We start from the raw sequence: 24,201 nt of genomic DNA, 5'->3' as shown, positions 1-24,201 counted from the left end.
CAACCCAATTCAAATAAGGAAACCCCATGAGCAAGTTTACGGATATCGGCGTCGAGAAAATCGGCCACGTCGGCCTCATCGAAATCCAGCGGCCGCCGCTGAACTTCTTCGACATCTCGCTGATCAACCAGATCGCCGACGCGCTGGAGGAATTCGACAAGGATATCGAGATCCGCTCGTCGGTTCTCGCTGCGCAAGGCAAAGCGTTCTGCGCCGGCGCCAATTTCAACGATCCGGCCCGGCAGGAGCAGGAGGCGCGCATCGCCAGAGGCGATCCCGCCGACAGCCTCGGCCGCATCGACAATCTCTATCTCCACGCCGTGCGGATCTTCCGCAACAAGAAGCCGATCGTCGCCGCCGTCCACGGCGCCGCCATCGGCGGCGGGCTGGGCCTTGCGGTATCGGCTGATTTCCGCGTCACCTGCCCCGAGGCGCGCTTCGCCGCCAATTTCACCAAGCTCGGGTTTCATCCAGGTTTTGGGCTGACGGCGACGCTTCCCGAACTGGTCGGCAAGAACAATGCGGAGCTGATTTTCTACACCAGCCGCCGCGTCACCGGCGAGGAAGCCTATCGCATGGGCCTCGCCAACGAATGCGTGCCGCAGGATCAGGTTCGCTCCGCGGCGATGAAGCTTGCATCCGAGATCGCCGAATGCTCGCCGCTCGGCCTGCTCTCGACCCGCGCCACCATGCGCGCCGGCCTCGCCGATCGCGTGCTGGCCGCGACCAATCATGAGCTCGCCGAGCAGACACGGCTGCGCGCCACCGAAGACTTCAAGGAAGGCGTCAAGGCCACAGCGGAGCGCCGAGTCGCCAACTTCAAGGGGCGGTGAGCTTCCCCCTCTCCCCCTGTGGGAGAGGGTGGCGAGAATGAGCGCAGCGAAATTCGAGCCGGGTGAGGGGTCCGTCTCCGCGGATACAAACCCCTCACCCGCCTTCGCTTCGCTCAGGCACCCTCTCCCACAAGGGGAGAGGGGGATCACGACTACTTCTTCGGCACCACCAGCGCATCGACGATCGTGACGCCCTGCGCTTCCGGATGCACCAGCACCGGATTGAGCTCGATTTCGGCAATCCGGTCACGGGCACCGGCTGCGAGCGCGGACACCTGTGAGATCAAGTGCGACAGCGCCAGGATATCGGTCTTGGCAGCACCCCTGAAGCCATTGAGCAGCGGCGCGGCCTTAAGTTCGGCCAGCATCGCGGACGCCTCGGTCGCGCTGACCGGCGCGGGCCGATAGATCACGTCGCGGAACAGTTCCGTGGTGATGCCGCCGAGGCCCACCATGATCATCGGGCCGAAGGTGGCGTCCTGCAGGGTGCCGACAATGATCTCGACGCCTTTCTTGGCCATCGGGCCGACGAGGACGCCTTGAATGGCGGCGTCGGGCCGATGCTTGCGCGCGTTGTCCAGTAGCGCCTGATAGGTCGAGAAGGCATCGCCCTTGGTCGTGATGTTGACGCGCACGCCGCCGACTTCGCTCTTGTGCGGGATATCGCGCGACTGGATCTTCATGACCAGCGGAAAGCCAATGCGCGAGATTGCGCCGTCCAGCGCCTCCCTCTCCGTCACCAGCATTTCGTCCGGCAACACAATCCCGGCAGCGCGCAGCAGCGACTTGCTGTCGGCCTCCGACAATTTCGCCGATTGCAGATGTGCAGCGATATCAAACGGAATCGAAGCAACAGTGTCAGACGGCGCTAATTTGAACCTGGCGCGCTGAAGCGACTGACGCATGGCAACGCCGACATGCGTTAGTCCCGACAGGACGACGACGCCCGAGGCCGCCAGTTCCTTGCGCGCGAAGGCGGACGGCAGCGTGTAGGAGTAAAACACGATCGGCTTGTTCTGCGCATCGATGACCGGCTTCAACTCCGCCTGCTTGAACGGCATCCGTGTTTCGCTCGACATCGACAGCACCACCAGGATGGCGTCGACCTCGTCCGACGTGTCGAGCAGTTCGATGCTCTTCTGCAAGCCGCCGGTATTGACGCCCTGCGCGGTGACGTCGATCGGATTGCGCGCGGCGCCATAGGATGGAATCAGCCCGCGGATTCCGGCCTGGATCTGCTCGGAAAGCTCCGGCACCTGCAGGCCCTGCATCGAGACCGTATCCGCGCCCCAGATACCCGCGCCCCCCGACACCGTGAGAACGGCGACGCGATCGCCCTTCGGCAGCGGATTGGTCGTGAGCACCGCGGCAATGGTCACGGCCTCGTCGAGATCGTTGGAAATGATGAAGCCGTATTTGGCGAACACCGCATCATAGGCCGCGGACCAGCCGGCCATGCTCGCGGTGTGCGAGGCGGCCGCGCGCTCGCCGGCGCCGGAGCGGCCGACCTTGGTGACGATGACCGGCTTGCCGATTTCGGCGGCGCGGCGGGCAGCCGCAAGAAATTTGTCGACGTCCCTGATGCCCTCGATGAACAGCAGGATCACATCGGTCGAGCTATTCTGCACCATGTAGTCGAGGAATTCGCCGGCGCCGAGATCGGCCTCGTTGCCGGCGCTGACCACATAACTGAGCGCGATCCCGAGAGCCTTGGCGCGGTGCGAGATTGCAAAGCCGATGCCGCCGCTTTGCGCGACAATGCCGATCCGCCGGCTGGTCGCAACCAGCTTCGGTACGCCCGGCTTGACGTCGACGGTCGGGCTGAACGTCGCGGCGACGCGTTGCACATCGCTGTAAAAGCCTTCCGCATTGGGCCCTGAGATCCGCATGCCGGTCTTTTTCGCGAGCGCGACGATGGCGTCCTGCATGGCGGCGCTGTCACCGCCCTCTTCGGCAAAACCCGACGAGATGATCACCGCGTTCTTGACGCCGGCAGCGGCGCATTGCTCGAGCGCGCCGAGAACGCCGCGCGCCGGAATGATGATGATCGCGAGATCGATCGGCTGCCCGACCTCCGAGATCGACCTGTAGCATTTCAGCCCGTCGATATCGCCGTAATTGGGATTGATCGGGTAGATCTTGCCCGGAAATTCGTTCTTGCGCAGGAACGCCAGCAGCCGGCCCGGAATCTTTTCGTGATCGCGCGACGCGCCGATCAGCGCGATGCTGTCGGGCGCGAAGAACGTGTCGAGCGGATGTTTGGGTTTAGCGGTCGCAGTCGCGGACGGCATTTCGGATATCCTTTTTGTTATTGTTATCGAAAAATTGGCTTGGGCCTGCCGGCAACGCTCACGCCGCGAGGTGGAAGGTGACGCCACCAAGCAAAAATGAATCGCCTGACATCGCGCAACCCTTTGCCCTGGCGGCGTTGCCGACAGCGGCAACATCGCCGACCCGAAACGTCAGGCCGCTCATGATCTCGCTTTTACCGCTGACGAAGCGGAAGCTGCAGTTCGGAAGTTTCAGTTCGGACTCGCCGCCTTGATTGTTGCTGACTTGTATCCCGATGATCCGTCCCCAGTGCTCGGCCAGCGCGCGCGGCTCCGGGCTTTGCATCTCGACGCCGATCAACGCCCGCGTTACGTCCTTGCGGATCGATTTCTGCCAGTCCGGCCCGGCCGGCGGATAGGGCCCGAGAACGTCGTCGCTGCCCTCGGTGTGGTTGAATTCGATGAACGCCGCGCGGCAATCACGCGGATGCAGTTGCACGCCATGATAGGGCGGATGATCGATCACATTGGCCACACGCACGCCCATCCCCTTGGCATGCTCGCCGCGTTGGTCCGGATCGTCGCAGCAAAAGATCGCCATATAGCCGCCGCGGCCGCCGCTCTTTTCGATGAAGCGCCCCGCCGCGGTGCCCGGCTGAAACGGTGCGACCACTTCGAGAAGAATGGTGTCGACCGGCAGCAGCGCATTCTCCAGGCCATATTTGGCGACATTGCCGTCACGATAGCAGACATCGAGGCCTAGGATGGCCGCGATGTCGCTGACGACAGGCTCGAGATGCGGCGCCACCAGACAGATCTGCCGCAGCCGCATATAGCCAGCCATTTTGACGCCCCCGATCAATGCCCCTGGAACACCGGCTTGCGCTTTTCGACAAACGCCTTGGCGGCTTCCTTGTGGTCGGCGGTTTCGCCCGCGCGCGAATGATGAATCGCCTCGGCATCGAAACAGGCTTCCAGCGACAAATGCTCGGCGTTGTTGATGTTGCGCTTGATGTAACCGAGCGTCACCGACGGGCCTTGCGCCAGCGACATCGCAAGCTCATGCGCGGCGGCATCGACTTCGGCATCGGGAACGACGCGCGTCACCATGCCAAGCGCCAGCGCTTCCTGCGCCGTCAGCACCGGCGACATCAGATACAGCTCACGCGCTTTCGCGCTGCCGAGCAGGTGGGTCAGGAAATAGGTGCCACCATAATCGCCCGACAATCCGACCTTGGCAAACGCCGTGGTGATCTTGACCGACGTGCTGGCGACGCGGAGGTCGCAGGCCAGCGCAATGGAGAGGCCGGCGCCCGCGGCGGCGCCGTCGACCTGCGCCACCACCGGCTTCGGCATCTCGTGGAGAATACGCGAGACCTCCATGCCGCGGCGAAGGTTGGCCATCTTGGCCTCGAACGGCAGCGGCGCACGGCCCTCCGCCATCGACTTCACGTCGCCGCCGACGCAGAACGTGCCGCCGGCGCCCTTGAGCAGCACGGCGCGGACCTCGTGATCTTCGGTCGCACGGCGCGCCGCCTCGACCAATCCCTTGGTCATGTCCGGATTGAGCGCGTTGCGCCGGTCGGGACGGTTCATGGTGATGGTGAGCAAGCCCTGATCGAGCTTCTGGAGGACCATGTCATTCATGCGTTTTCGCTTTCGTTGTTATTGGTTGCGATGGATTCCAAAATTCCGGTCCCGTCATTCCGGGATGGTGCGTTAGCACCAGACCTCAGATGTGCAATTGCACATCAGGGAATCTCGAGATTCCGGGTTCGCGCTACCGCGCGCCCCGGAATGACCTGCGGTCACTTCTTCACCAGCGGGCAGCGCGACAATTCGAGCGACTGGAACGCCTCGTTGCCGGGGACCGTTGCCAGCAGCTTGTAATCGTCCCAGCGCCCCTTGGATTCCGACGGTTTCTTGACCTCGAACAGGTACATGTCATGCACCATGCGGCCGTCCTCGCGAATCCGGCCGTTCTTGGCGAACATGTCGTTGATCGGGGTGTCCTTCATGATCTTCATGACGGCGGCCGGATCGGTGGTTCCCGCGGCCTTTACGGCTTGCAGGTAATGCAGGACCGATGAATAGACACCCGCCTGCGCCGAGGTCGGCGGACGCTTCATGCGCTCCATGAAGCGCTTGGAGAACGCGCGGGTGTCGTCATTGAGGTCCCAATAGAAGGCCTCGGCCAGCAGCAGGCCTTGCGCGGTTTCAAGACCGACGCCGTCGATATCGGTCACGAAGGCGAGCAGCGGCGACAGCTTCTGGCCGCCTTTCATGATTCCGAATTCGGACGCCTGCTTGATGGCGTTGATGGTGTCGCCGCCGGCATTGGCAAGCCCGATCACCTTGGCCTTCGACGCCTGCGCCTGCAGCAAATAGGACGAGAAGTCCGACGTATTCAGCGGATGCCTGACGCTGCCCAGCACCTTGCCGCCGGACTTCAGCACGACATTGCTGGTGTCCTTTTCCAGATCCTGTCCGAACGCATAGTCGGCGGTCAGGAAGAACCAGGTATCGAGGCCGGATTTCACTGCAGCCAGACCAGTGACATTGGCCTGCGCGAAGGTGTCGAAAACATAATGCACAGTGTAGGGACCGCAGGCTTCATTGCTGAGGCGGATCGAGCCGGGGCCGGAGAACATGATGATCTTGTTGCGCGCTTTCGCGATCTCGGCGGCGGCAAGCGCGGTCGCGGACGCCGCGACGTCGTAGATCATCTCGACGCCCTGATTGTCGAACATGTCACGGGCGATGTTGGCCGCGAGATCAGCCTTGTTCAGATGATCGGCCGCGATGATTTCGATCTTGCGGCCAAGCACTTCGCCACCAAAATCTTCCGCCGCCATTTTGGCCGCCGTCTCGGAACCGGGTCCGGTGATATCGGCGTAAAGACCGGACATATCGAGGATGCCGCCGAGTTTGAGCGGGGGCTTGTCCTGCGCCATCGCCGCGCTCGCGACGATCGCCAGCATCGACGCGACAACGCCGGAAAATACACGCTTCATCAAAGCCTCCCTGCGAACGGGCCGCCTTGCATGCGGCCTCAATTCTGTTGCGGCGATCATGCCGCAAGCGTTCCGCAGCGGCAAGCCGCTGTAAAAAACGCGCCCGTGCCCTCTCTGGTTTTAACGCGTTTCTGGGCGAGCCGTACCCGCGCGCGCCCCGCGTCAAATGCGGGGCAGGCTTTCGTTCGACAATGCTCACCTAATGTTTTTCCGCTAAGCGGAATGCATGAATTGTGAGAGCATGGCGTCATGCTCTTACCGGCAACAACGATCAAACTTCGACGCTTTCGCCACGCGACCGTCGCGATCGGCAGCCTGCTGCTTGTGGCCGCGGCTGCACCCGCGATCGCGGCGGGATGCGCCTTTGAACCGCAAGGCGAAGGCCGTGTTACCGAGGTCATCGATGCGCGCACGCTTCGGCTTGCGGACGGCCGCGATGTCAGTCTTGCCGGCATCGAGCCGGTCGCGGCCGAAGGCGCCAAGACCAACCGTACCTCGGCGCTGTCGGCGATCGTCGCGGGCCGTGACGTGGAGCTTCGCGGAGAAGACGACACGCCCGACCGGTACGGCCGTCAGCCTGCCTTCGTATTCCCAGAGGGGTCCGACACGCCGGTGCAGGTGGCGTTGCTGGTCCAGGGCGACGCGCTGGTCGCGGCCACCGTGACCGACAAGGACTGCGCCTCGACCCTGGCCGCGGCCGAATTGGCCGCCCGACAGGCCAAGCGGGGGATCTGGGCTGACCCGGCGGCCATAAAAAACACGGAAAGTCCGGGCGATATTTTGGCCGGGACAGGGCGATTCTCCGTGGTCGAGGGCAAGGTTTTGTCCGTTCGGCAGGCCGGGGCCACGACTTATCTTAATTTTGGACGTAACTGGACACGGGACTTTGCTGTGACTATTCCAAAGCGCATGATACCGGCCTATGAGGCGGCCGGAATTGCGCTTAAGTCCCTCGAAAATAAAAAGATTCGTGTCCGCGGCTGGGTCGAGGCCCGTGGCGGACCGCGAATTGAGGCGCTCCGGGTGGGGCAGATTGAATTGCTGGGCGAGAACTAGGGCATGATTCCGAAAAGATCATGCCCAAACACGAGGGCAAAGCGCGGGGGCTGACCGGGAAGGCCGATCTGCCTCCAGCTTTCTGAAACAAGAGTGACGACGGTGTTAAAGTGTGCGGGACTGCGCGGGAGCGGAACAGGCCGCCGCCTTTGGGCTGCGCCCGTTTTGCTGTGCGTTGCTGCGGTTGCACTTGCCGCCTGCGGCGAGATGGGCAAGCTCCAGACCGCGTCTCCGGCGCCAAGCCCCGTCAAGCCCGCCGTGCACACGGTTACCCAATCCCCCGCCGCCGAGCGCGAGCATGAGCGGATTCTATCGTCTTATGGCGGCGCCTATGACGATCCCAAGCTCGAGGCGCTGATCGGCAAGACCGTCGATCGGCTGGTCGCCGCTTCCGACCGTCCTGATCAGGCCTACAAGGTGACGATCCTCAATTCCGGCGCGGTGAATGCGTTCGCACTTCCGACCGGACAGCTTTACGTCACCCGCGGCCTGATCGCGCTGGCGTGCGATACCTCTGAACTGTCATCGGTGCTGTCGCACGAGATGGCGCACGTGCTGGCAAAGCACGCCGCGATCCGCGAAGACCAGGCGCGCCAGGCCGCGGTCGTGACCCGCGTCGTCACCGATATGGGCAACGATCCCGATATGACCGCGCTGGCGCTCGCCAAGACCAAGCTGACGATGGCAAGCTTCTCACGCCAGCAGGAATTCGAGGCCGATAGCATCGGCGTCGGCATCTCGGCGCGCGCCCATTTCGATCCCTATGGTGCATCGCGCTTCCTGACATCGATGGAGCGTAATGCCGAATTGAAGGCGGGGAAGCCCTCCTCCGACGATCCGCGCGCCCAGGATTTTCTGTCATCGCACCCGGCAACGCCGGAGCGCGTGCAGAGCGCGCAGGCCAGCGCGCGGCAGTATTCGTCACCCGACGGCGGCGAGCGCGACCGCGAAGACTATCTCGCGGCGATCGACAACATCGTCTATGGCGAGGATCCGAGCGAAGGCTTCGTGCGCGGCCACCGGTTCCTGCATCCCAAGCTCGGCTTCACCTTCACCGCGCCCGACACCTTCACGCTCGACAATACCGCACAGGCCGTGATCGGCGTGCGTGACGGCGGCTCGCAGGCCATGCGCTTCGACGTCGTGCGCGTTCCGGCGGAGCAGAGCCTCGGCGACTATCTCAATTCCGGCTGGATGGAGAATGTCGACAAGTCCTCGACCGAGGATCTGACCATCAACGGCTTCCCGGCGGCATCCGCGACCGCGCATACCGATCAATGGCAGTTCAAGGTCTATGCGCTGCATTTCGGCACCGACGTCTACCGCTTTATTTTCGCGACCCGGCAGAAGACCACCGAGAGCGACCGCAACGCGCGCGAAACCGTGAATTCCTTCCGCCGCCTGACGCTCGATGAGATTCAGGCTGCCCGGCCGCTGCGCATCAAGGTCATCACCGTGCAACCCGGCGATACCGTGGAATCGCTGTCGCACCGCATGGCCGGCGTCGACCGACCGGTCGATCGCTTCCGCGTCCTCAACGGCCTCGACGCCCACGCCCAGGTCAAGGTGCGCGATCGCGTGAAGATCGTGGTGGATTGACGCGCGAAGCGCGTCATCCCGGGGCGCAAAGCGAGCCCGGGATATCGATGTCATCGCGGAGAGATTTTGGTTCTCGTCGTCCCGGCCAAGCCAACGGGTCCGGCCTTCGGCCGGCCCGATGACAGGCTCCGCGCGAGCCGGGATCCACAACCACAGGGCTTTGTTGTTGCGCACGCTGGGGCCAGAGCCCAGCATAACCGCGAAGGCCTGCGGTTATGGGCCCCTGCCTTCGCAGGGGCGACGGAAAAAACAAAAAGCCCGGTCGCATGGACCGGGCTTTTCATTCCAAATCTGTAAGAGGCGCTTACGCTGCCTCATCCGCGACGGCGGTACCGTCGCCATCGGTGTCGTCGGCTTCATCCGCATCGGCTTCATCGCCCGCACCGGCTTCGGTCTCGGACTTGGCGCCACGGCGCGGGCTCTTGGCGAGCTGGCTCTCGATCTCCTTGACCGCTTCGGTTTCCGTCACGTGCTGCACGACGGCGATCTCACGCGACAGACGATCGAGCGCTGCTTCATAGAGCTGACGTTCGCTGTAGGACTGCTCGGGCTGCGACTCCGAACGATAGAGATCGCGCACCACTTCGGCGATCGCGACGATGTCTCCCGAATTGATCTTGGCTTCATATTCCTGGGCCCGGCGCGACCACATCGTGCGCTTGACGCGCGCGCGGCCCTTCAGGGTCTCCAGCGCCTTCTTGACCAGCACCGGTTCCGACAGCTTGCGCATACCGACATTGGCGATCTTGGCGGTCGGCACCCGCAGCGTCATCTTGTCCTTCATGAAATTGATCACGAACAGCTCAAGCCGCGCGCCGGCGATCTCCTGCTCTTCGATCGCCAGGATCTGGCCAACGCCATGCGCGGGATAAACCACGAACTCGTTGGTCTTGAAGCCCTGGCGCTGGGTCAGCGCCTTCTTCGGCTCCTCGACGCGCGGCGCAACGGCCGCCGGCTTGCTGGCGACGACAGGCTTGGCGGCGATAACCGGCTTGACCACAGCCTTGGCAACGGTCTTCGGTTCAGATGCCTTCGGAGCAGTTTTGGGGGCAACCTTCGAAGCAGTCGTCTTCGAACCGGTTGCTTTCCCGGCAGTCTTCGCAGTCTTGTTTGGCATTGAGCTTCTTTTGTTTTTTGAGGACTTTGCAGCCGAGGCCTTGGTGGCTGTCCGGGTGTTCACAGTAGCCCGAGCACGGCTCTTGGTTGCACCACGGCTGGCCGCAGCGCCTTTTTTGGAACTCTTGGAAACACTCTTTTTACGCGTTTTCTGTGACACAGCCTGCGCGCGGAACTGCCACGCCCCTGTTCGATGTTTTCACGAAAACCTCTGACGCCACAAAATACGCATGGCTGGGTTCGGCTTGTATTGTGCCCAATATAGCACATTTTCCGTGAAAATCAATGATTTACGGCCCAAGCAGGGGATTCGCGGGCCGTTTTCGTGTGATCAACCCAGATTAGGGTTAAGTCATCAGGCGGCGAGAAGCTGAAGGCTTCACCGTTTTGTGTCCTGCAAACCACTCATTAACTAGTCGCCGGTACCCGGTGCCGGAGAAAAATATTTCTCAAACTTGCCTTCGACACCCTCGAAATCCTTGGCGTCCGCCGGAGACTCCTTCTTCTGGGTGATATTTGGCCAGCTCTTGGCGTATTCGGTATTCACCTCGAGCCACTTCTCAAGACCCGGCTCGGTGTCCGGCTTGATGGCATCGGCCGGGCATTCAGGCTCGCACACGCCGCAATCGATGCATTCGTCCGGATGGATGACCAGCATGTTGTCACCCTCGTAAAAGCAGTCCACCGGGCAGACTTCGACGCAGTCGGTATATTTGCACTTAATGCAGGCTTCAGTGACGACGTAAGTCATCCAGGGCTCCGAAACGGGTCAATTTTGAGTGGCTTGCTAGCGCAGGAAGTCCGCAGCCGCAAGGGAAGCACAATGCTTTCGCGAAACGTTTTCAGTCAGTTCTGGGCCACGCCGACGTGACCTGAAAGCAAGAAATTGCCCGAAAACCTCATGACCGGGGCCCTTCCTGCAAATCATCATAGAGTACGCGCGCGGCCTGCGCATCGCCGCGCCGCTCGGCAAATCCAACCACTTTGAGGATGCGCACGCTGTGATCGAGCCCGATCGTCAGCACATCACCCAGCTTCACGGCGTGACCCGGCGCCTTCTCGCGCACGCCATTGATGCGGACATGACCCGCCTCGACCAGCGCGGCGGCGCTGGTGCGGGCCTTCACCACCCGCGCATGCCACAACCATTTATCAAGACGCTGGCGCTCCAAATAACACCATCTCGAAACGGATCTTGCTGACGCTTTCCTCTGACGCGTCTTCTTTAACGCGAAGCGGTACCCGCTTCGCTCGAAAACGCTGTTAGCTAATCCTTGCGGCCGGCCGCGAGCTGCTCCCTAAGCGCGGCCAGCTTGGCAAACGGCGAATTCGGATCGATCGGACGATCGCGGTCGCGCGGGCTGGAGCTGGTCGCATATTGCCGCAGCGCCGGCCCGCTGTCGCGCTTGTCGCGGCCACCTTTGTCGCCGCGTCCGCCTTTATCGCGATCGCGTCCGCCATGGCCGGCTTTATCGCGAGGGCCTTTATCGCGCGAACCTTGAAATTTATCGCTGCGCCCGTCTTTGTCGCGATTGCCCTTGCCTTCAAAACGTTCGCGCCGGGAACCCCTGTCCTCGCGCGCGGGTGCGGGCGCGCCGTCCACGGCGACCGCAGCCGCGGCCGGCGCAGCTTCGGCAGCCGGCGCATCGCTGCGCGGCGGCACGCGGAAATCCTGATGGCGGCCGCGACGTCCACGCCGATGGTGCTTCTCGCCCTCGCCGGTGGCGGCTTCGCCTGCGGCAGCAGCAGCAGGCTGCGCGCCTTCCGGACGGCCCTGGTGACGGTGACGGTTACGATCATGACGCGGCCGGCGTTCTTCCGAACGGCCGCCGGGCCGCCAGACTTCGATCAATTCGGGGGCCGCGGCTGCTTCCAGCGCTGCGACCTCAGGAGCTGCAACGTCAGACGTCGCGGCTTCGCCGGCGGCAGCTTCAACCGGCGCTTCGGCCGCTGCAACCTGATCCGGCGACGCCTCGGCCGTTTCCGCTTCCGCTGAAGCTTCTATTGGAGCCGCAGCCTCCGGCGATGCCTCAACCGGTGCAGGTTCCGGATCACTGCTAGCGGGTGCGAATGCGATGTCGGGCAACAATGACGCTGATGAGGCAGGTGCTGCGTCTTCGACGACCGACGGCGGCGCGGCTTCTTCTGCGACCGTCTCGGAGGGCACGGCTTCGGGCGACGCAGCTTCCCCAGATGACGTGGCTTCGACGGACGGCGCGGCTGCTTCCGATGGCGCTGCTTCAGATGATGTTATCTCGGATGCCGTTGCCTCGGATGATGTTGCCTCGACGACGGCCGTCCCGGCCGCAACCGTCTCCACCACCTCGACCGGTTTCGGCGGCAATGGCGCGCGGCGCTCCATGCGATAGCCGAGCGCGCGCAGGACCGAGGCAAAGTCTTCGCCGGCCGAGCCCGTCAGCGACGTCATCGCCTGCGTCACGACAAAGCCGCGGCCGTCGAACGCGCCATTGGGCTTTTCGCCGGGCGAGCTTTCGCGCCACGCCAGCGCGGGACGGATCAGATCGGCGAGACGTTCCAGGATATCGACGCGCACGGCGCGTTCGCCGCATTGCTTGTAGCCGAGGATGCGGTAGGCATCACGGTCGAGCGTCTTGTCGATCGGGAACGAAGTGCGGCCGCTGCTCGCCAGATGCTGCGCCCCCGACAGCGCCGACATGTCGACATTGTCCTGCTTCTGCGCCCATAGCAGCGAGGCCAGCGCCCGCGCCGCAGGCTTCAGCAGCGCCGGGAAATAGATGTGATAGGCGCCGAACCGCACGCCGTATTTGCGCAAGCTCGCGCGCGACGGCTGATCGAGATCCTTCATCTCGCCCTGGATCTTGGCACGCTCCAGCACGCCGAGCGCCTCGATCAGCTGGAACGCGATGCCGCGTGCGATCCCGGTGATGTCCTCGGCCTTGGAAAGCTCGAACAGCGGCCCCAGCAGTTTCTCGATATGCGTCTTCAGCCACAGATCGAGCCGGGTCTGCACCGCCTCGCGCGGCGCCCCGTTCAGGCGGTCGTCGGCAATGATGCGGATGCGCGGATGCAGCGCGTCCTCGGCCGCCACCAGCTTGGCGACGGCATCGCCGGTCCAGCGCAGGGTACCGTCGGAGGCCAGCACGAACTGATCGTCGGGCGCTGCGGCCAATTTTTCGGCCCGCGCGTCGATTTCGCCGGCCAAGGCCTTTTGTGCGGTCGCCTGCAACGCTTTCGCATCGGAACCGGCTTCCGCCGCATCGGGCGCAAAGGTGAATCCATCGAGCCGGCCAATCACATGGCCTTCGACAATCACTTCGCCAGTCTTGCCGATTTCCGTATTCAAAATGCTGTTCTCCCGCAGGCGGCGCATCAATACACTGGTCCGGCGATCAACGAAACGCTCCGTAAGCCGTTCGTGCAGCGCATCGGACAATTTATTTTCAATCTCGCGTGTAACGCCCTGCCAATGCTCGGCATCGGCCAGCCAGTCCGGGCGATTGGCCACGAAGGTCCAGGTCCGGATCTGCGCGATCCGGCCCGATAGCGTGTCGATATCGCCGTCGACACGGTCAGCCTGGTCGACCTGGGCCGCGAACCAGGCGTCGGGGACCCGGCCCCGTTTCATCAGGAACCCGTACAGCGTAGCCACCAGTTCGGCATGCGCGGCCGGCGACAGCTTGCGGTAATCCGGAATCTGGCAGGCGTCCCACAGCCGTTCCACGGCGGCGGCGCCATGCGCCATCTCGCGCACCTCGGCGTCGCGGATGGCGTGATCGAGCACGCGCTGATCCTCGGCGATCGGCGCGCGGGTCAGCGTCTCATGGGCGGGCGACAGCGCCAATGAGACCTGCAAGGCGCCGAGCGAGGAAAAATCCAGCTTCGAATTGCGCCATTGCAGCATTTTCACACTCTCAAAAGTGTGGTTCTGCAGCGCATTGACCAGTTCCGGCTCGAACGGCGCGCAACGGCCGGTGGTGCCGAAGGTGCCGTTGCGGGTGGCGCGGCCGGCGCGGCCCGCGATCTGCGCGAATTCCGACGGATTGAGCCGGCGGAACTGATAGCCGTCATATTTGCGGTCGGAGGCAAAGGCGACGTGGTCGACGTCGAGATTGAGCCCCATGCCGACCGCGTCGGTGGCGACCAGATAATCGACGTCGCCGGACTGGAACATCGCCACTTGCGCGTTTCGCGTGCGTGGGCTGAGCGAGCCCAGCACCACGGCGGCGCCGCCATGCTGGCGTTTTATCAACTCGGCGATCGCATAGACTTCATCGGCCGAGAAGGCCACGATCGCGGTGCGGCGCGGCTGCCGCGTGATCTTGCGGTCGCCGGCGAATTCAAGCTGCGACAGCCGCGGCCGTGTGACGATCGACGCGCCCGGCAACAGCCGCTCGATGATCGGGCGCATGGTGGCCGCACCCAGCAGCAGCGTCTCGTCGCGGCCGCGCCGGTGCAGGATGCGATCGGTGAAAACATGGCCGCGTTCCAGATCGGCGGCGATCTGGACCTCGTCGACCGCGAGAAACGAGACGTCGAGATCCCGCGGCATGGCTTCGACAGTGGAGACCCAGAACCGCGCTTTCGGCGGCTTGATCTTCTCTTCGCCCGTGATCAGCGCGACGGAATCGACGCCGGCGCGATCGACGATCTTGTTGTAGACCTCGCGCGCCAACAGCCGCAGCGGCAGGCCGATCAGCCCGGAGGAATGCGCCAGCATCCGCTCGATCGCCAGATGCGTCTTGCCGGTGTTGGTCGGCCCGAGCACCGCGGTAACGCCGGCGCCAGGAGCCCGTTCGTTGGAGAACGCTGCCACGGAAGGGGAGAAAGCCATATTTTCCTGAGGCCTCGGACATGACCGGATCAGCGCCGAGGCTTCATCCTTTTTGTTTTGACGCGTTTTCCTTGCGCGAACCGGTATCCATTTCGCTCGAAAACGCTATGGGGGTTTTTGTCGTCGTCGTCGCTAACTTAAAAACTGTCTCACTTTGCGACGCCGGCGCGGTCGCGGTTTAAGCTTCGGAACGAGTCTAGAACGAACCGCGTCCGAATCGCTGACTCCCCCCTGTGTCCTGCTTCGTTCACCGCAACATCTCGCGTTGGCACTTGGGAGTCGCACTAGATCAAGTTTGTGGCGGTCTCACAAGCGACGGTTTTCTGACGAAATCCTTAAAAACGGCGCGCGGCCGGAGTCGAATCAGAAGTGGCAGAGAGTCAACAGGATTCATGAGGATCTCTGCGCTCTCTGTCGACGTTCAGCCTGCGGGGCCACTTCCCCTCTCCCCTTGTGGGAGAGGGTGGCCGAGATGCGAAGCATCGAGGACGGGTGAGGGGTTTGTATCCGCGGGGACATACCCCTCACCCGGCTCGAATTTCGCTGCGCTCATTCGCGCCACCCTCTCCCACAAGGGGAGAGGGAAAACAGCGGTTACTTATTGCGTCTTGGCGACGCGCGGCGGGGTCGCCTGGGTGATGAACTGGGTTGCCTCCAGCATCGCGGTGCCGAGCGGGGTCGGCACCACCATGCGGTAGGGCACTAAAATGCGGGTGCCCGCAAGCGGCACGAAGGTGACTTCCATCCGCCGCTCGCTGGCGAGATATTTGATCACCGGGCGGTCGGGGATATAGCCCGCGATCGGCGTGAAATAGATCGCGCAGACCATCGCCGGCCCCTGATAGCCGGATTCCGACTTCACCGTGGTCATGCGCTTGAAATCGAGCTTGAGCTCGTAACGCATGCGGCCGTCGAACACGGCAGCTCCGGTGCGGCAGGAATCCGGAACCAGCATCTCGCCATTGCCGGGCACGCGCAGCAGCGCGCCGGTCATCGGGTCGAACGCGCCGTGACGCTGCGCATCGGTGACGGGAATCCGGTCCGGATCGACCGGCGGCGTCGGATCGATCGCAAAATCCTTGATGTAGCCGTTCACCAGCGTCATGTGGATGACTTCGGATTTTTTCGACCACGCGGTGGTGCCGCTATAGCTGGTGCCAACCAGGGCGCCGTTGACGACGCGGCCTTGCGCGGCGCTGGTGCCGGAACCGCTGGCGAAGGCTTTTAGCAGTCCCGCGGTGCCGCCGGTGGCGGAGGCGGAAAACTGATCGTCCGCGACATCGATGGTCCAGGTGCCCTTGCCGACGGGAACGCCCGAAAGCGTCGCCTCATAGCGCGCATCCAGATGGCCCTGGGCCGACGCCGGATGGGGAGCCGCCAGCAGCAGCGCGCCGGCGCATAGACCCGCCAGCACCCGCAGCGAAAACAGGGCCGGCCCGGGCGAATTCATGCTCGAAATGGTCACGAAAGGGCCGTCCTCACCTGCGCGCGATCGATAAATCATCTAAGCAATAAAATCCGGCGAACAACGCGTATTTCCGCAAAAGCACGCTCTCGGGCGCGGGTCCGGAGCGGCGAAGGGTTTTCGGCGGGGAATACGCCGTTTATATGATGGCTTAAGCATCGGGAACCCCTCGCAAATCAAGCCTTCGCGCGACCTGATTGCCGCGTAAAACCTTGACGCCCCGCGGCTCAACCCCTATACGTCCGCGGTTCCCGAGATGAACGTGAATTTGGACCCCTGCGCCGGACCTGAGACAGGCCGGAAGCGATGCGGGGATGGAAGAGGATTTCTTGCGATGTCGCGGCGTTGTGAACTGACGGCCAAGGGCCCACTCGTGGGCAACAAGGTGAGCCACTCGAATATCAAGACCAAGCGCCGGTTCCTGCCGAACCTGTGCAACGTCACCTTCATTTCCGACGCGCTCGGCCGCAACGTGCGCCTGCGCGTCTCGACCAACGCGATCAAGTCGGTCGACCACAATGGCGGCCTCGATGCCTTCCTGCTCAAGGCCAAGGCCGACGTGCTGTCGCCCCGCGCGCTCGACCTCAAGCGCGCGATCGAGAAGAAGAAGGCCGCCGAGCCGGTCGCCAAGGCGAGCTGAGTTCCACTGACGCAAATCGGCAATTGAGAATTTGAAACGGCCGGATCGAAAAATCCGGCCGTTTTGTTTTGCTAAGTGAGATGGTCTGAGATGGCGTCTGATTGAACCGGTCCATCAGCAGACTCAGTTCGCCTCTCCCCGACGGGGAGAGGTCGATTTGCTTCCGGCGATGCCAACGGGTCGCGCGAATGCGCGCCCGATGACAGGCTCCGCGTCGTCCGGTGCAAATCGGGTGAGGGGGCGCCGGTCTAACGAGAGACCGCAACCCCTCTCCCCAACCCTCTCCCATCGAAGTCGGATATATCCGACTTCGACGATATGAAATGCCCAACTCGCGTAAACCCGAGTTGGGGTGGGAGAGGGAGCAAACCTCCGTCGCTGCTCGATCTCGATTTGATCAGCCCCCACCCCTCACGGCGTCTTCACATACGGACATCCGCCCTCGCTGAGCGGCCGGAACGCATCGTTGCCCGCCACCGTCGAGAGATATTCGTAGAGATCCCATTTGCTTTTGGACTCCTCGGGCTTCTTGATCCGCATCAGGTACATGTCGTGCACCATGCGGCCGTCCTCGCGGACCACGCCGCCCTGCGCGAAGAAATCGTTCACCGGCATCTTGCGCATCTGCGCGATCACGGTCTCCGCATCGACGGAGTTGGTCGCCGCCACCGCCTTGAAGTAATGCCGCAGCGCCGAGTTGACGCCGGCCTGGTAGGCGCTCGGCATCGCGCCATGTCGCTTGAAGAATTCCTCGCCGAACGCGCGCGTCTCCGGCGTGCGGTCCCAGTAGAAGGAATCGGTGAACAGCAGGTCGTGGGCGTGCGCGAGGCCGAGCGCCGGCACGTCGGTGATCGTCACCTGCAACGCCACCACCTGCATGCTCTGGCGGATGTTGAACTCGTCGGCCTGCGCGACCGCATTGCGGAAATCGCCGCCGGCATTGGCCAGTCCCAGCACCTTGGCGCCTGACGATTGCGCCTGCAGCAGGAACGAGGAAAAATCCGCGGTGTCGAACGGATGGCGCACCGCGCCCAGCACCTTGCCGCCGGCGGCGACCACGGCCTTGCTGGCATCGCGCTCCAGGGCCTGGCCGAAGGCATAATCGGCGGTGAGGAAGAACCACGGCGTGCCGCCCCGCGCGACCACGGCCTTGGCGGTCGCGTTCGAGGAGGCGTAGGTGTCGTAGGTCCAGTGCACGCTGGTCGGCGAGCACTGTTTTCCCGTGAGATCGGAGGAGCCGGAGCCCGAGATCAAAAACAGCTTCTTGCGCTCGCGCGTCAAATTCTGGATCGCCAGCGCCACCGCCGAGTTGACGCCTTCGGCGATGACATCGACGCCCTTGTTGTCGATCCAGTTGCGCACGATCGCAACCGCGACATCCGACTTGTTCTGGTGATCGGCGGAAATGATCTCGATCCGCCGCCCCGCGACGGTGCCGCCGATTTCCTCCGCCGCCATTTGCGCTGCGACCACCGAACCCGTGCCATTGCCGTCGGCATATTGGCCGCTCATGTCGGTGATGATGCCGACCCGCACCACGCCCTCTTCCGCGCGGACCGGACCAGCCGCCGAGAACAAGGCGAGGCCGAGCGCGACGAGCAATGTGAATGGCGCAGCCACGATGGTCTTCATGATGCCTCCCCTAACTTCTTGTTTTGATTGGGGGACATTGATTGCAGGGTTTTGGCGCTTCGGCAATGCCGGGCCGGGCGCGGTCCGGCGTGTAACGTGTCGATCAAGGCCGTGCGGTATCCGGTGAAGCGCGGCGACGCGTTGGGGAGCGGAATGTCAGCCCGCTCGTCTCGACCAAACGACCACCCTCACGCGACTTTTGAATGACATTGCGACACGCCTTCTGGCTTTCCCGCAGACTTAATGCTCGCTATGATCGTACACGTGGGGATTCGAGTAGGGGGCTTTGTGGCCATCGACGTCAACAAACTGAGGCAAATCGCAGCTCAGCGTGACCGATACCAAGCTCAGCTTAGCCGTCTTAAAAAGCTAGGCAAACAGACGTCATGCATCGAAGCAGCAGTTTCGAGTGCGTGCGACACCTTGCAAGCCGACACAAATTCCTTCGTCATTTACGGCGAACCGCAAAGCGGCAAGACGGAAATGATGATCTGCCTTACCGCAAAGCTTCTGGACGACGGGCATCACGTTATCATTCACCTGCTAAATGATAGCGTGCAGTTACTTCAGCAAAACCTCGATCGATTTCAACGATCTAATCTGTCGCCTGCCGCCCGGAATTTTTCCGACGTTATCGATCCAGAGTATTCGTTCGCTACCGGCTTTCACGTTGTATTTTGCAAGAAGAACGCAAGCGACCTCGCCAAACTGAACCAAAAACTAGAGAGAGTACGGAAAAAGGTCATCATCGATGATGAGGCCGATTTCGCTACACCGAATGCGCTGATCAACAAAGGCGATGTAACGCGCATCAACGCCTTAATAAAGCAGCTGATCAGCCGCGACGGCATCTACATTGGAGTTACCGCAACGCCTGCGCGATTGGATCTCAACAATACATTCGATAACGATAATGAAAAGTGGGTCAATTTCCCACCTCACGATGCCTACACCGGGCAAGACGTATTCTTTCCACTCGATACCGAACTTGGTTTTTCGCTGCAGACCTTGCCTGACTCCGACGATAGTCCGAAGTATCTGCGTGAAGCCATTTTCCGATTCCTTGTCCGAGTGGCCGCGCTTAACTTATCGACCGGCACCGACGAAAACTTCTCAATGCTAATTCATACAAGTGGCAAGAAGCTTGATCACAGATCAGACAAGAAGCCAATTGACGATGTAATGAACGCGCTGTCCGATGTTCATTCCAAAAAATTCGAGGCTTACACGCACGAACTCGATAAAATCGCCGCCAAGCTTTACGGCGCTGAACAATCTGGTCGGATACTCGGATACATTGTCCGGAATTGCGATCAGACAACAACTATCATAATGAATAGCGAGCGAGATAAAAACGTCGACTTCAAATCGGCAACATCACCGGCGGCTATGTTCACGTTCGTCATCGGAGGCAACATAGTCTCCCGTGGAGTAACGTTCGACAATTTGCTTTCGATGTTCTTCACACGAGATTCAAAACATAAGATACAGCAAGACACGTATATCCAGCGGGCACGCATGTTCGGGTCGCGCAAGAAGCACCTCCCGCACTTTGAACTAACAATCCCTGAGCAACTGTATCTCGATTGGCAACGCTGCTTCGTCTTTCACAAGCTCGCGCTCGAAGCCATTAAAACCAAGAAGGGATCGCCTGTTTGGCTTGCTGACCAACGCATCGCGGCGGTGGCGTCAAGCAGCATCGATAAGGCAAATGTACTGCTTGATAAAGGAGAGATGTCGTTTCCCATTTTTGACTACTCTCCCGAAATCGAACTGATTATTAAACAGACTAACGACCCCCTCGTTTGCCTCAAGCAATTACAGCATAAGATCGGGAGCGACTCTTTACCCGACTATCTGATTCGCTATGTGCAGCGCATCCTTCCAAATGGCCCCAGTTCTATAGCGGTCCACCCATCCAGCACGATCGAACACATGAAAGACGCCGACAAGGTCAAGATCGAACGAACGAAGGGCTTATTCGGGCAAGTTCGACGCGATTTTCCTGACGCCGTGCATCACTTCAAGATTTTCTTCAATGGTCAAAACAAGGCGCGAGTTATCTACAAGTTCGATGGCAACATTAGCTTTCTGAAGAACGCAAAAAATGCTCGATGAATATGAGTTTTACCAAGGCGTCGTGCTTCGGCAATTGGCAGTCGAGACCGACTATTCGGTCTCCTTTCGACCATTTGTGCGTGAGGGACGCATTAATGCGTTTGTGGTGAATGGTAGAGTTGGCGTCTACGTAAAACATTCCTCGAAAAGAATGTCGCCTTGGCGCTTCTCGTTCACGATCGACCAAGCAGCTGACCTCCTCGACCTCGAGCAAAGGTTTCCCGATTCGTTTGTGGTGTTCGTTTGTGGGACGGACGGCCTCGTTACATTATCATTTGCCGACCTTCATACCATCGTCAGCTTCCATGAAAGCGAGAACGCTTGGGTTAGCGTCACGCGGCCACCGAGAGCACAGTATGACCTCGCCGGGAATAGGGGAGAGCTGCAATACAAAGTCTCAAGAGGGATCGGAGTGATTCCAGAAACTCTAAAGGCGCGAGTGCGAGAGCGATATGCTGCAATTTGAAGTGACGATTCGTATCTCTCGGCTCCGGGGTAACCCGTGAGTAAAAGCTACCAGAAGACGATCCACGAAACGCTCGGACGCGATCCTGTTCATCCTTTCCCAGCCCGAATGGCTCCGGGAATTGCCCTCGATATTATCTCCGCAGAACCAGAGCCAATTCGCGTGCTCGACCCCATGATGGGATCGGGCACGGTACTCGCCGTCGCGCGCGCCCACGGTCACACAGCGGTAGGCATCGACATTGACCCCCTCGCCGTTCTTCTCGCTCGCGTTTGGACAACCCCGGTCCATGTTAGCAGAGTCGAACATAAGGCCGCCGAGGTGCTCAAGCGAGCAAAGGATGATTTTTCTCTTCGTCGCGCAAGTGAATCGTACCCGCGCCACGCGGATTTTGAAACGCGAAAGTTCGTTCGTTATTGGTTTGATGAATATGCAAGACGTCAATTAGCGTCGCTCGCGGAAGCGATACATAGCGTTAGAGATGATCGCGTTCGAGACGCACTCTGGTGTGCTTTTTCGCGCCTCATTATAACTAAGCAATCCGGCGCGTCTTTGGCGATGGACCTATCACATAGTCGGCCACACAAAGTATTTCATCGCGCGCCCGTCAAGCCATTCAATAAATTTCTTGCCGCTGTTCACCACGTGCTCAAGAATTGCATCCTCAGCGACCAACCCGATCAAGGGCCAGCCGCCACAGTGTCGCTAGGTGACGCCCGAAACCTTTCCATCGCTAGCGGCACGATCGACCTTGTTTTGACATCACCTCCATACCTGAATGCAATCGACTACATACGATGTAGCAAATTCTCGCTGGTATGGATGGGCTACTCGATCGCAGAATTGAGCGGCATCAGAACAGAGAGCGTCGGAACTGAAAGTGGAGATCAAGACGCCAATGAAAATGAGGTAATTAAGAAAATTATTGCCGACCTAAAACTCACTCCCAAGCTTTCTTCGCGTCATGAAGGAGTCCTGGCTCATTACATCGAGGATATGCGCTGCGCGGTTCACGAAGCTGCTCGAGTGCTCGCCCCTGGCGGTAAAGCCGTCTATGTAGTGGGCGAGAATACGGTTCGTGGCACGTTTATTCCGAATGCCAAGATTGTGTCGGCGGTCGCGGAGCTATGTGGGTTGAAGACCGAAAGCCGACGCGCGCGCCAACTTCCAGCTAACCGCCGTTATCTGCCACCGCCCACGCTACAGAATGCGCCCGAAGCTTTGGGTGGACGAATGCGGCGCGAGGTTATCTTATCATTTACGAAGTCTGCATCATTCGCCCCATAGTGCTGGCTAGTCCTTATTGATCCGTCAGTTCGATTCACAACGGTTTCAACAATCGTCCGCGCGACGTTTGCGGTAGCAACCTACCAACTTGCCGATCGGGCGCAGGGTCATCAACAACAGCCCGGGGTTTGTAGACGCAGGCGGCAGCGATTGGGGGATACACCATGCCATCACGCAGACAGATCTTGGAGGTTCTACAGGAACTCGTCCTCAGGATGGAGGCTGAAGGGTTGGATTTTGATCTCGAGATCGAAACTATTCCATTATTTTTCGATCGTGAGCTGGTGCGCATCCTCTCAAAAATCGAAGATAAGGTTGATCAGCTTCTAGGTCGGCATGAGTACGGTCGATGCCGCTTTGCAGGAGCAGAGGGTGAGAACGTTGTCGAGCTCATCACTGGGATAGGCCCGACGGCACGAGCGGACGCTCTTGTTAATCTAGGCGCCTGTTTGGCGGGCACTCCTCATCTTATCATTTGCGATCCGTACTTCCTCTTTTTGAGCGGAACGCGATCCTCCGACGACTATGTTGATGCTGTTGATAGCGTATTGCCGACAACGCTAAAGAGCCTGGAGATATTCTCAGGTAAGCGAAAACGAACCCCGGCGGTGGCGAATGGGCTAAATCAATTGTTCAAACGAAGGAATATAAGGGTGAAGTCCTACAAGACCGACGATATCCACGATCGCGTTTGGATAAAGGATTCACAGAATGCCTATTCCGTGGGAACTTCGTTTAATGGACTCGGCAACAAGTGCGCCTTCATTTTGCCTTTGCCGTCAGCTGATCTGCGAGCTTTTTGGACAGAGATCAATACTCTCAGGATCGAACTAGCGACTTCGAAATCAGTTTGAGATTTCCGCTGATTGGCGACAATCTGGATTGTGAACAAGCGGGCGAACTGATCGGCCCGACGGGTAAATCAGTGAATTCTTGTCAGGCACTGTCCTGAAAATATTTTGCTGCTCGCGTTGCTAAAATCAGCTTTAGGACTCCCGTCAATCCATGCCCCGAAGGGGGCCACATCACGATGGTCACTGACGTTGGGCACGCGGCGGCTGCAATCCGCGCCGCACTGGCATTCCTGATCTCTGCAGGGTATAATTTCCGGACAGTTGACAGTGGCGCGGATGTCCATGTTCCCGGGCAGATCAGGTTTCATATTCGGATTGGTGGCGCTCTGCCTGGGCGGGCAAGCGGCCCACGCCCAGGTCGCCCCTTTGAGCTACTGGATCCCGGGCGGCCCCTTCGGCTTCGGCGGCAATCCGGCCGGCGTCCAGAGCCTGAACAGCTACGGCAACTTTCCGAGCCTTGACTTCAGTGCCGGAGGCGACGGCTTTTCCTATTCGCGCACCAATTTTGCGAACGGCTGGTTTGTCGGCAGCGAAGGCGGCGCCATGGGTCTCGGCGTGAACGGCTTCAGCCAGGGTGGCGCGTTCGGCAATATCGGCTCGCTCACCTACCAGGGCGTACAGTTCGGCTACAACTTCCAGGACGAGACGGGCGGCTCGCCGTTCCGGGTCTATGGCGGTGTCGACACCCTGAAATTCAACCCCGGCATCGGCAACCCTTTCTCTCCGTTCGACTCCACGTCCAACACACCGACCGGCTATAGCGCGCATGGCGGCGTCGAATTCCAGGCGGCGCCGAATGTCAGCCTGTCCCTCGGGCTCGGCTACGTCAGACAGTAGCAGCGCTTTCACCTCTCCCATGGGAGAGGTCGGCTTGCATCGTCAGATGCGAACCGGGTGAGGGGTTACGGTCTATCGTTAGAGGTGTGCCCCCTCACCCGGATTGCTTCGCAATCCGACCTCTCCCCGACGGGGAGAGGTCAACGGAGCATGCGGACAAGGCGATTCAACCAAACCTGCCCTGTTCCAGCCGCGCCCGCC

The 24,201-nt window shown here is 60.9% G+C and carries 20 protein-coding genes; 10 read left to right on the top strand and 10 right to left on the bottom strand.

Annotated elements, in window-relative coordinates:
• Positions 1-26: 26 nt before the first annotated feature.
• Positions 27-833 (top strand): enoyl-CoA hydratase/isomerase family protein, encoded by an 807-nt coding sequence (locus BLV09_RS27030; RefSeq protein ID WP_100385279.1) that lies wholly within the window; start codon positions 27-29, stop codon positions 831-833.
• Between the two features lie 152 nt (positions 834-985).
• Here BLV09_RS27030 and BLV09_RS27025 read toward each other — a convergent pair whose 3' ends face one another.
• The 4 genes from BLV09_RS27025 to BLV09_RS27010 form a co-directional block, all read right to left on the bottom strand.
• Positions 986-3,124 carry an acetate--CoA ligase family protein gene (locus tag BLV09_RS27025; RefSeq protein WP_146689576.1) on the bottom strand — a complete coding sequence of 713 codons (2,139 nt, stop codon included), beginning with the start codon at positions 3,122-3,124 and terminating at the stop codon, positions 986-988.
• Positions 3,125-3,182: 58 nt separating this feature from the next.
• A complete protein-coding gene (locus BLV09_RS27020; protein ID WP_146689575.1) occupies positions 3,183-3,947 on the bottom strand; it encodes a hypothetical protein in 765 nt (254 codons plus the stop codon).
• A gap of 14 nt (positions 3,948-3,961) precedes the next feature.
• The gene (locus tag BLV09_RS27015; RefSeq protein WP_100385276.1) at positions 3,962-4,750 is read right to left on the bottom strand and encodes an enoyl-CoA hydratase; all 789 of its coding nucleotides are present in this window, start codon (positions 4,748-4,750) and stop codon (positions 3,962-3,964) included.
• A 161-nt stretch (positions 4,751-4,911) separates the two neighbouring features.
• Entirely contained in the window at positions 4,912-6,117 is a 1,206-nt protein-coding gene (locus BLV09_RS27010; RefSeq protein ID WP_146689574.1) for an ABC transporter substrate-binding protein, read from the bottom strand.
• A gap of 249 nt (positions 6,118-6,366) precedes the next feature.
• On the opposite strand from BLV09_RS27010, the gene BLV09_RS27005 reads away from it, so the two are divergent.
• Together BLV09_RS27005 and BLV09_RS27000 are read left to right on the top strand one after the other, a co-directional pair.
• Complete coding sequence (locus BLV09_RS27005; RefSeq protein WP_146689573.1) at positions 6,367-7,173, top strand: thermonuclease family protein; 807 nt, start codon at positions 6,367-6,369, stop codon at positions 7,171-7,173.
• 207 nt (positions 7,174-7,380) lie between these two features.
• A complete protein-coding gene (locus tag BLV09_RS27000; protein WP_244549208.1) occupies positions 7,381-8,772 on the top strand; it encodes a M48 family metalloprotease in 1,392 nt (463 codons plus the stop codon).
• 304 nt (positions 8,773-9,076) lie between these two features.
• On the opposite strand, the gene BLV09_RS26995 is transcribed toward BLV09_RS27000, so the two are convergent.
• The 4 genes from BLV09_RS26995 to BLV09_RS26980 all read right to left on the bottom strand — a co-directional run bounded on the left by BLV09_RS26995 (position 9,077) and on the right by BLV09_RS26980 (position 14,701).
• On the bottom strand, positions 9,077-9,889 hold the full coding sequence (locus BLV09_RS26995) for a CarD family transcriptional regulator (protein ID WP_244548828.1): 813 nt from the start codon (positions 9,887-9,889) through the stop codon (positions 9,077-9,079).
• Between the two features lie 411 nt (positions 9,890-10,300).
• Positions 10,301-10,639, bottom strand: a complete 339-nt coding sequence (gene fdxA / locus BLV09_RS26990; protein ID WP_100385274.1) for a ferredoxin FdxA — start codon at positions 10,637-10,639, stop codon at positions 10,301-10,303.
• 148 nt (positions 10,640-10,787) lie between these two features.
• Positions 10,788-11,060 (bottom strand): RNA-binding S4 domain-containing protein, encoded by a 273-nt coding sequence (locus BLV09_RS26985; protein ID WP_100385273.1) that lies wholly within the window; start codon positions 11,058-11,060, stop codon positions 10,788-10,790.
• 95 nt (positions 11,061-11,155) lie between these two features.
• Positions 11,156-14,701 carry a helicase-related protein gene (locus BLV09_RS26980; protein ID WP_100385272.1) on the bottom strand — a complete coding sequence of 1,182 codons (3,546 nt, stop codon included), beginning with the start codon at positions 14,699-14,701 and terminating at the stop codon, positions 11,156-11,158.
• Positions 14,702-14,721: 20 nt separating this feature from the next.
• Here BLV09_RS26980 and BLV09_RS37475 point away from each other — a divergent pair, with 20 nt between their 5' ends.
• Positions 14,722-14,883, top strand: a complete 162-nt coding sequence (locus BLV09_RS37475; protein WP_167558892.1) for a hypothetical protein — start codon at positions 14,722-14,724, stop codon at positions 14,881-14,883.
• Between the two features lie 416 nt (positions 14,884-15,299).
• On the opposite strand, the gene BLV09_RS26975 is transcribed toward BLV09_RS37475, so the two are convergent.
• A complete protein-coding gene (locus BLV09_RS26975; RefSeq protein WP_146691315.1) occupies positions 15,300-16,151 on the bottom strand; it encodes a DUF3108 domain-containing protein in 852 nt (283 codons plus the stop codon).
• A 349-nt stretch (positions 16,152-16,500) separates the two neighbouring features.
• Between BLV09_RS26975 and rpmB the strand changes: the two genes are divergently transcribed.
• The gene (rpmB, locus tag BLV09_RS26970) at positions 16,501-16,806 is read left to right on the top strand and encodes a 50S ribosomal protein L28 (RefSeq protein ID WP_100385271.1); all 306 of its coding nucleotides are present in this window, start codon (positions 16,501-16,503) and stop codon (positions 16,804-16,806) included.
• Between the two features lie 411 nt (positions 16,807-17,217).
• Here rpmB and BLV09_RS26965 read toward each other — a convergent pair whose 3' ends face one another.
• Positions 17,218-18,438, bottom strand: a complete 1,221-nt coding sequence (locus tag BLV09_RS26965) for an ABC transporter substrate-binding protein (protein ID WP_146689572.1) — start codon at positions 18,436-18,438, stop codon at positions 17,218-17,220.
• Between the two features lie 288 nt (positions 18,439-18,726).
• Between BLV09_RS26965 and BLV09_RS26960 the strand changes: the two genes are divergently transcribed.
• From BLV09_RS26960 to BLV09_RS26940, 5 genes are all read left to right on the top strand, one after another.
• On the top strand, positions 18,727-20,556 hold the full coding sequence (locus BLV09_RS26960) for a Z1 domain-containing protein (protein WP_146689571.1): 1,830 nt from the start codon (positions 18,727-18,729) through the stop codon (positions 20,554-20,556).
• The gene (locus BLV09_RS26955; RefSeq protein WP_146689570.1) at positions 20,546-21,022 is read left to right on the top strand and encodes a hypothetical protein; all 477 of its coding nucleotides are present in this window, start codon (positions 20,546-20,548) and stop codon (positions 21,020-21,022) included. The genes BLV09_RS26960 and BLV09_RS26955 overlap by 11 nt, the downstream gene beginning before the upstream one ends.
• Positions 21,023-21,058: 36 nt before the next feature.
• Positions 21,059-22,309 (top strand): hypothetical protein, encoded by a 1,251-nt coding sequence (locus tag BLV09_RS37470; protein WP_167558891.1) that lies wholly within the window; start codon positions 21,059-21,061, stop codon positions 22,307-22,309.
• A gap of 164 nt (positions 22,310-22,473) precedes the next feature.
• On the top strand, positions 22,474-23,163 hold the full coding sequence (locus tag BLV09_RS26945; RefSeq protein WP_146689569.1) for a hypothetical protein: 690 nt from the start codon (positions 22,474-22,476) through the stop codon (positions 23,161-23,163).
• Positions 23,164-23,529: 366 nt separating this feature from the next.
• Positions 23,530-24,000 carry a hypothetical protein gene (locus tag BLV09_RS26940; protein ID WP_157810155.1) on the top strand — a complete coding sequence of 157 codons (471 nt, stop codon included), beginning with the start codon at positions 23,530-23,532 and terminating at the stop codon, positions 23,998-24,000.
• Positions 24,001-24,201 lie beyond the last annotated feature (201 nt).

It is taken from the genome of Bradyrhizobium canariense, from assembly GCF_900105125.1.
GTDB lineage: Bacteria > Pseudomonadota > Alphaproteobacteria > Rhizobiales > Xanthobacteraceae > Bradyrhizobium > Bradyrhizobium canariense_A.
The sequence above is the reverse complement of the archived record's forward strand: the minus strand, read 5'-3'. Positions and strand labels throughout refer to the sequence as shown.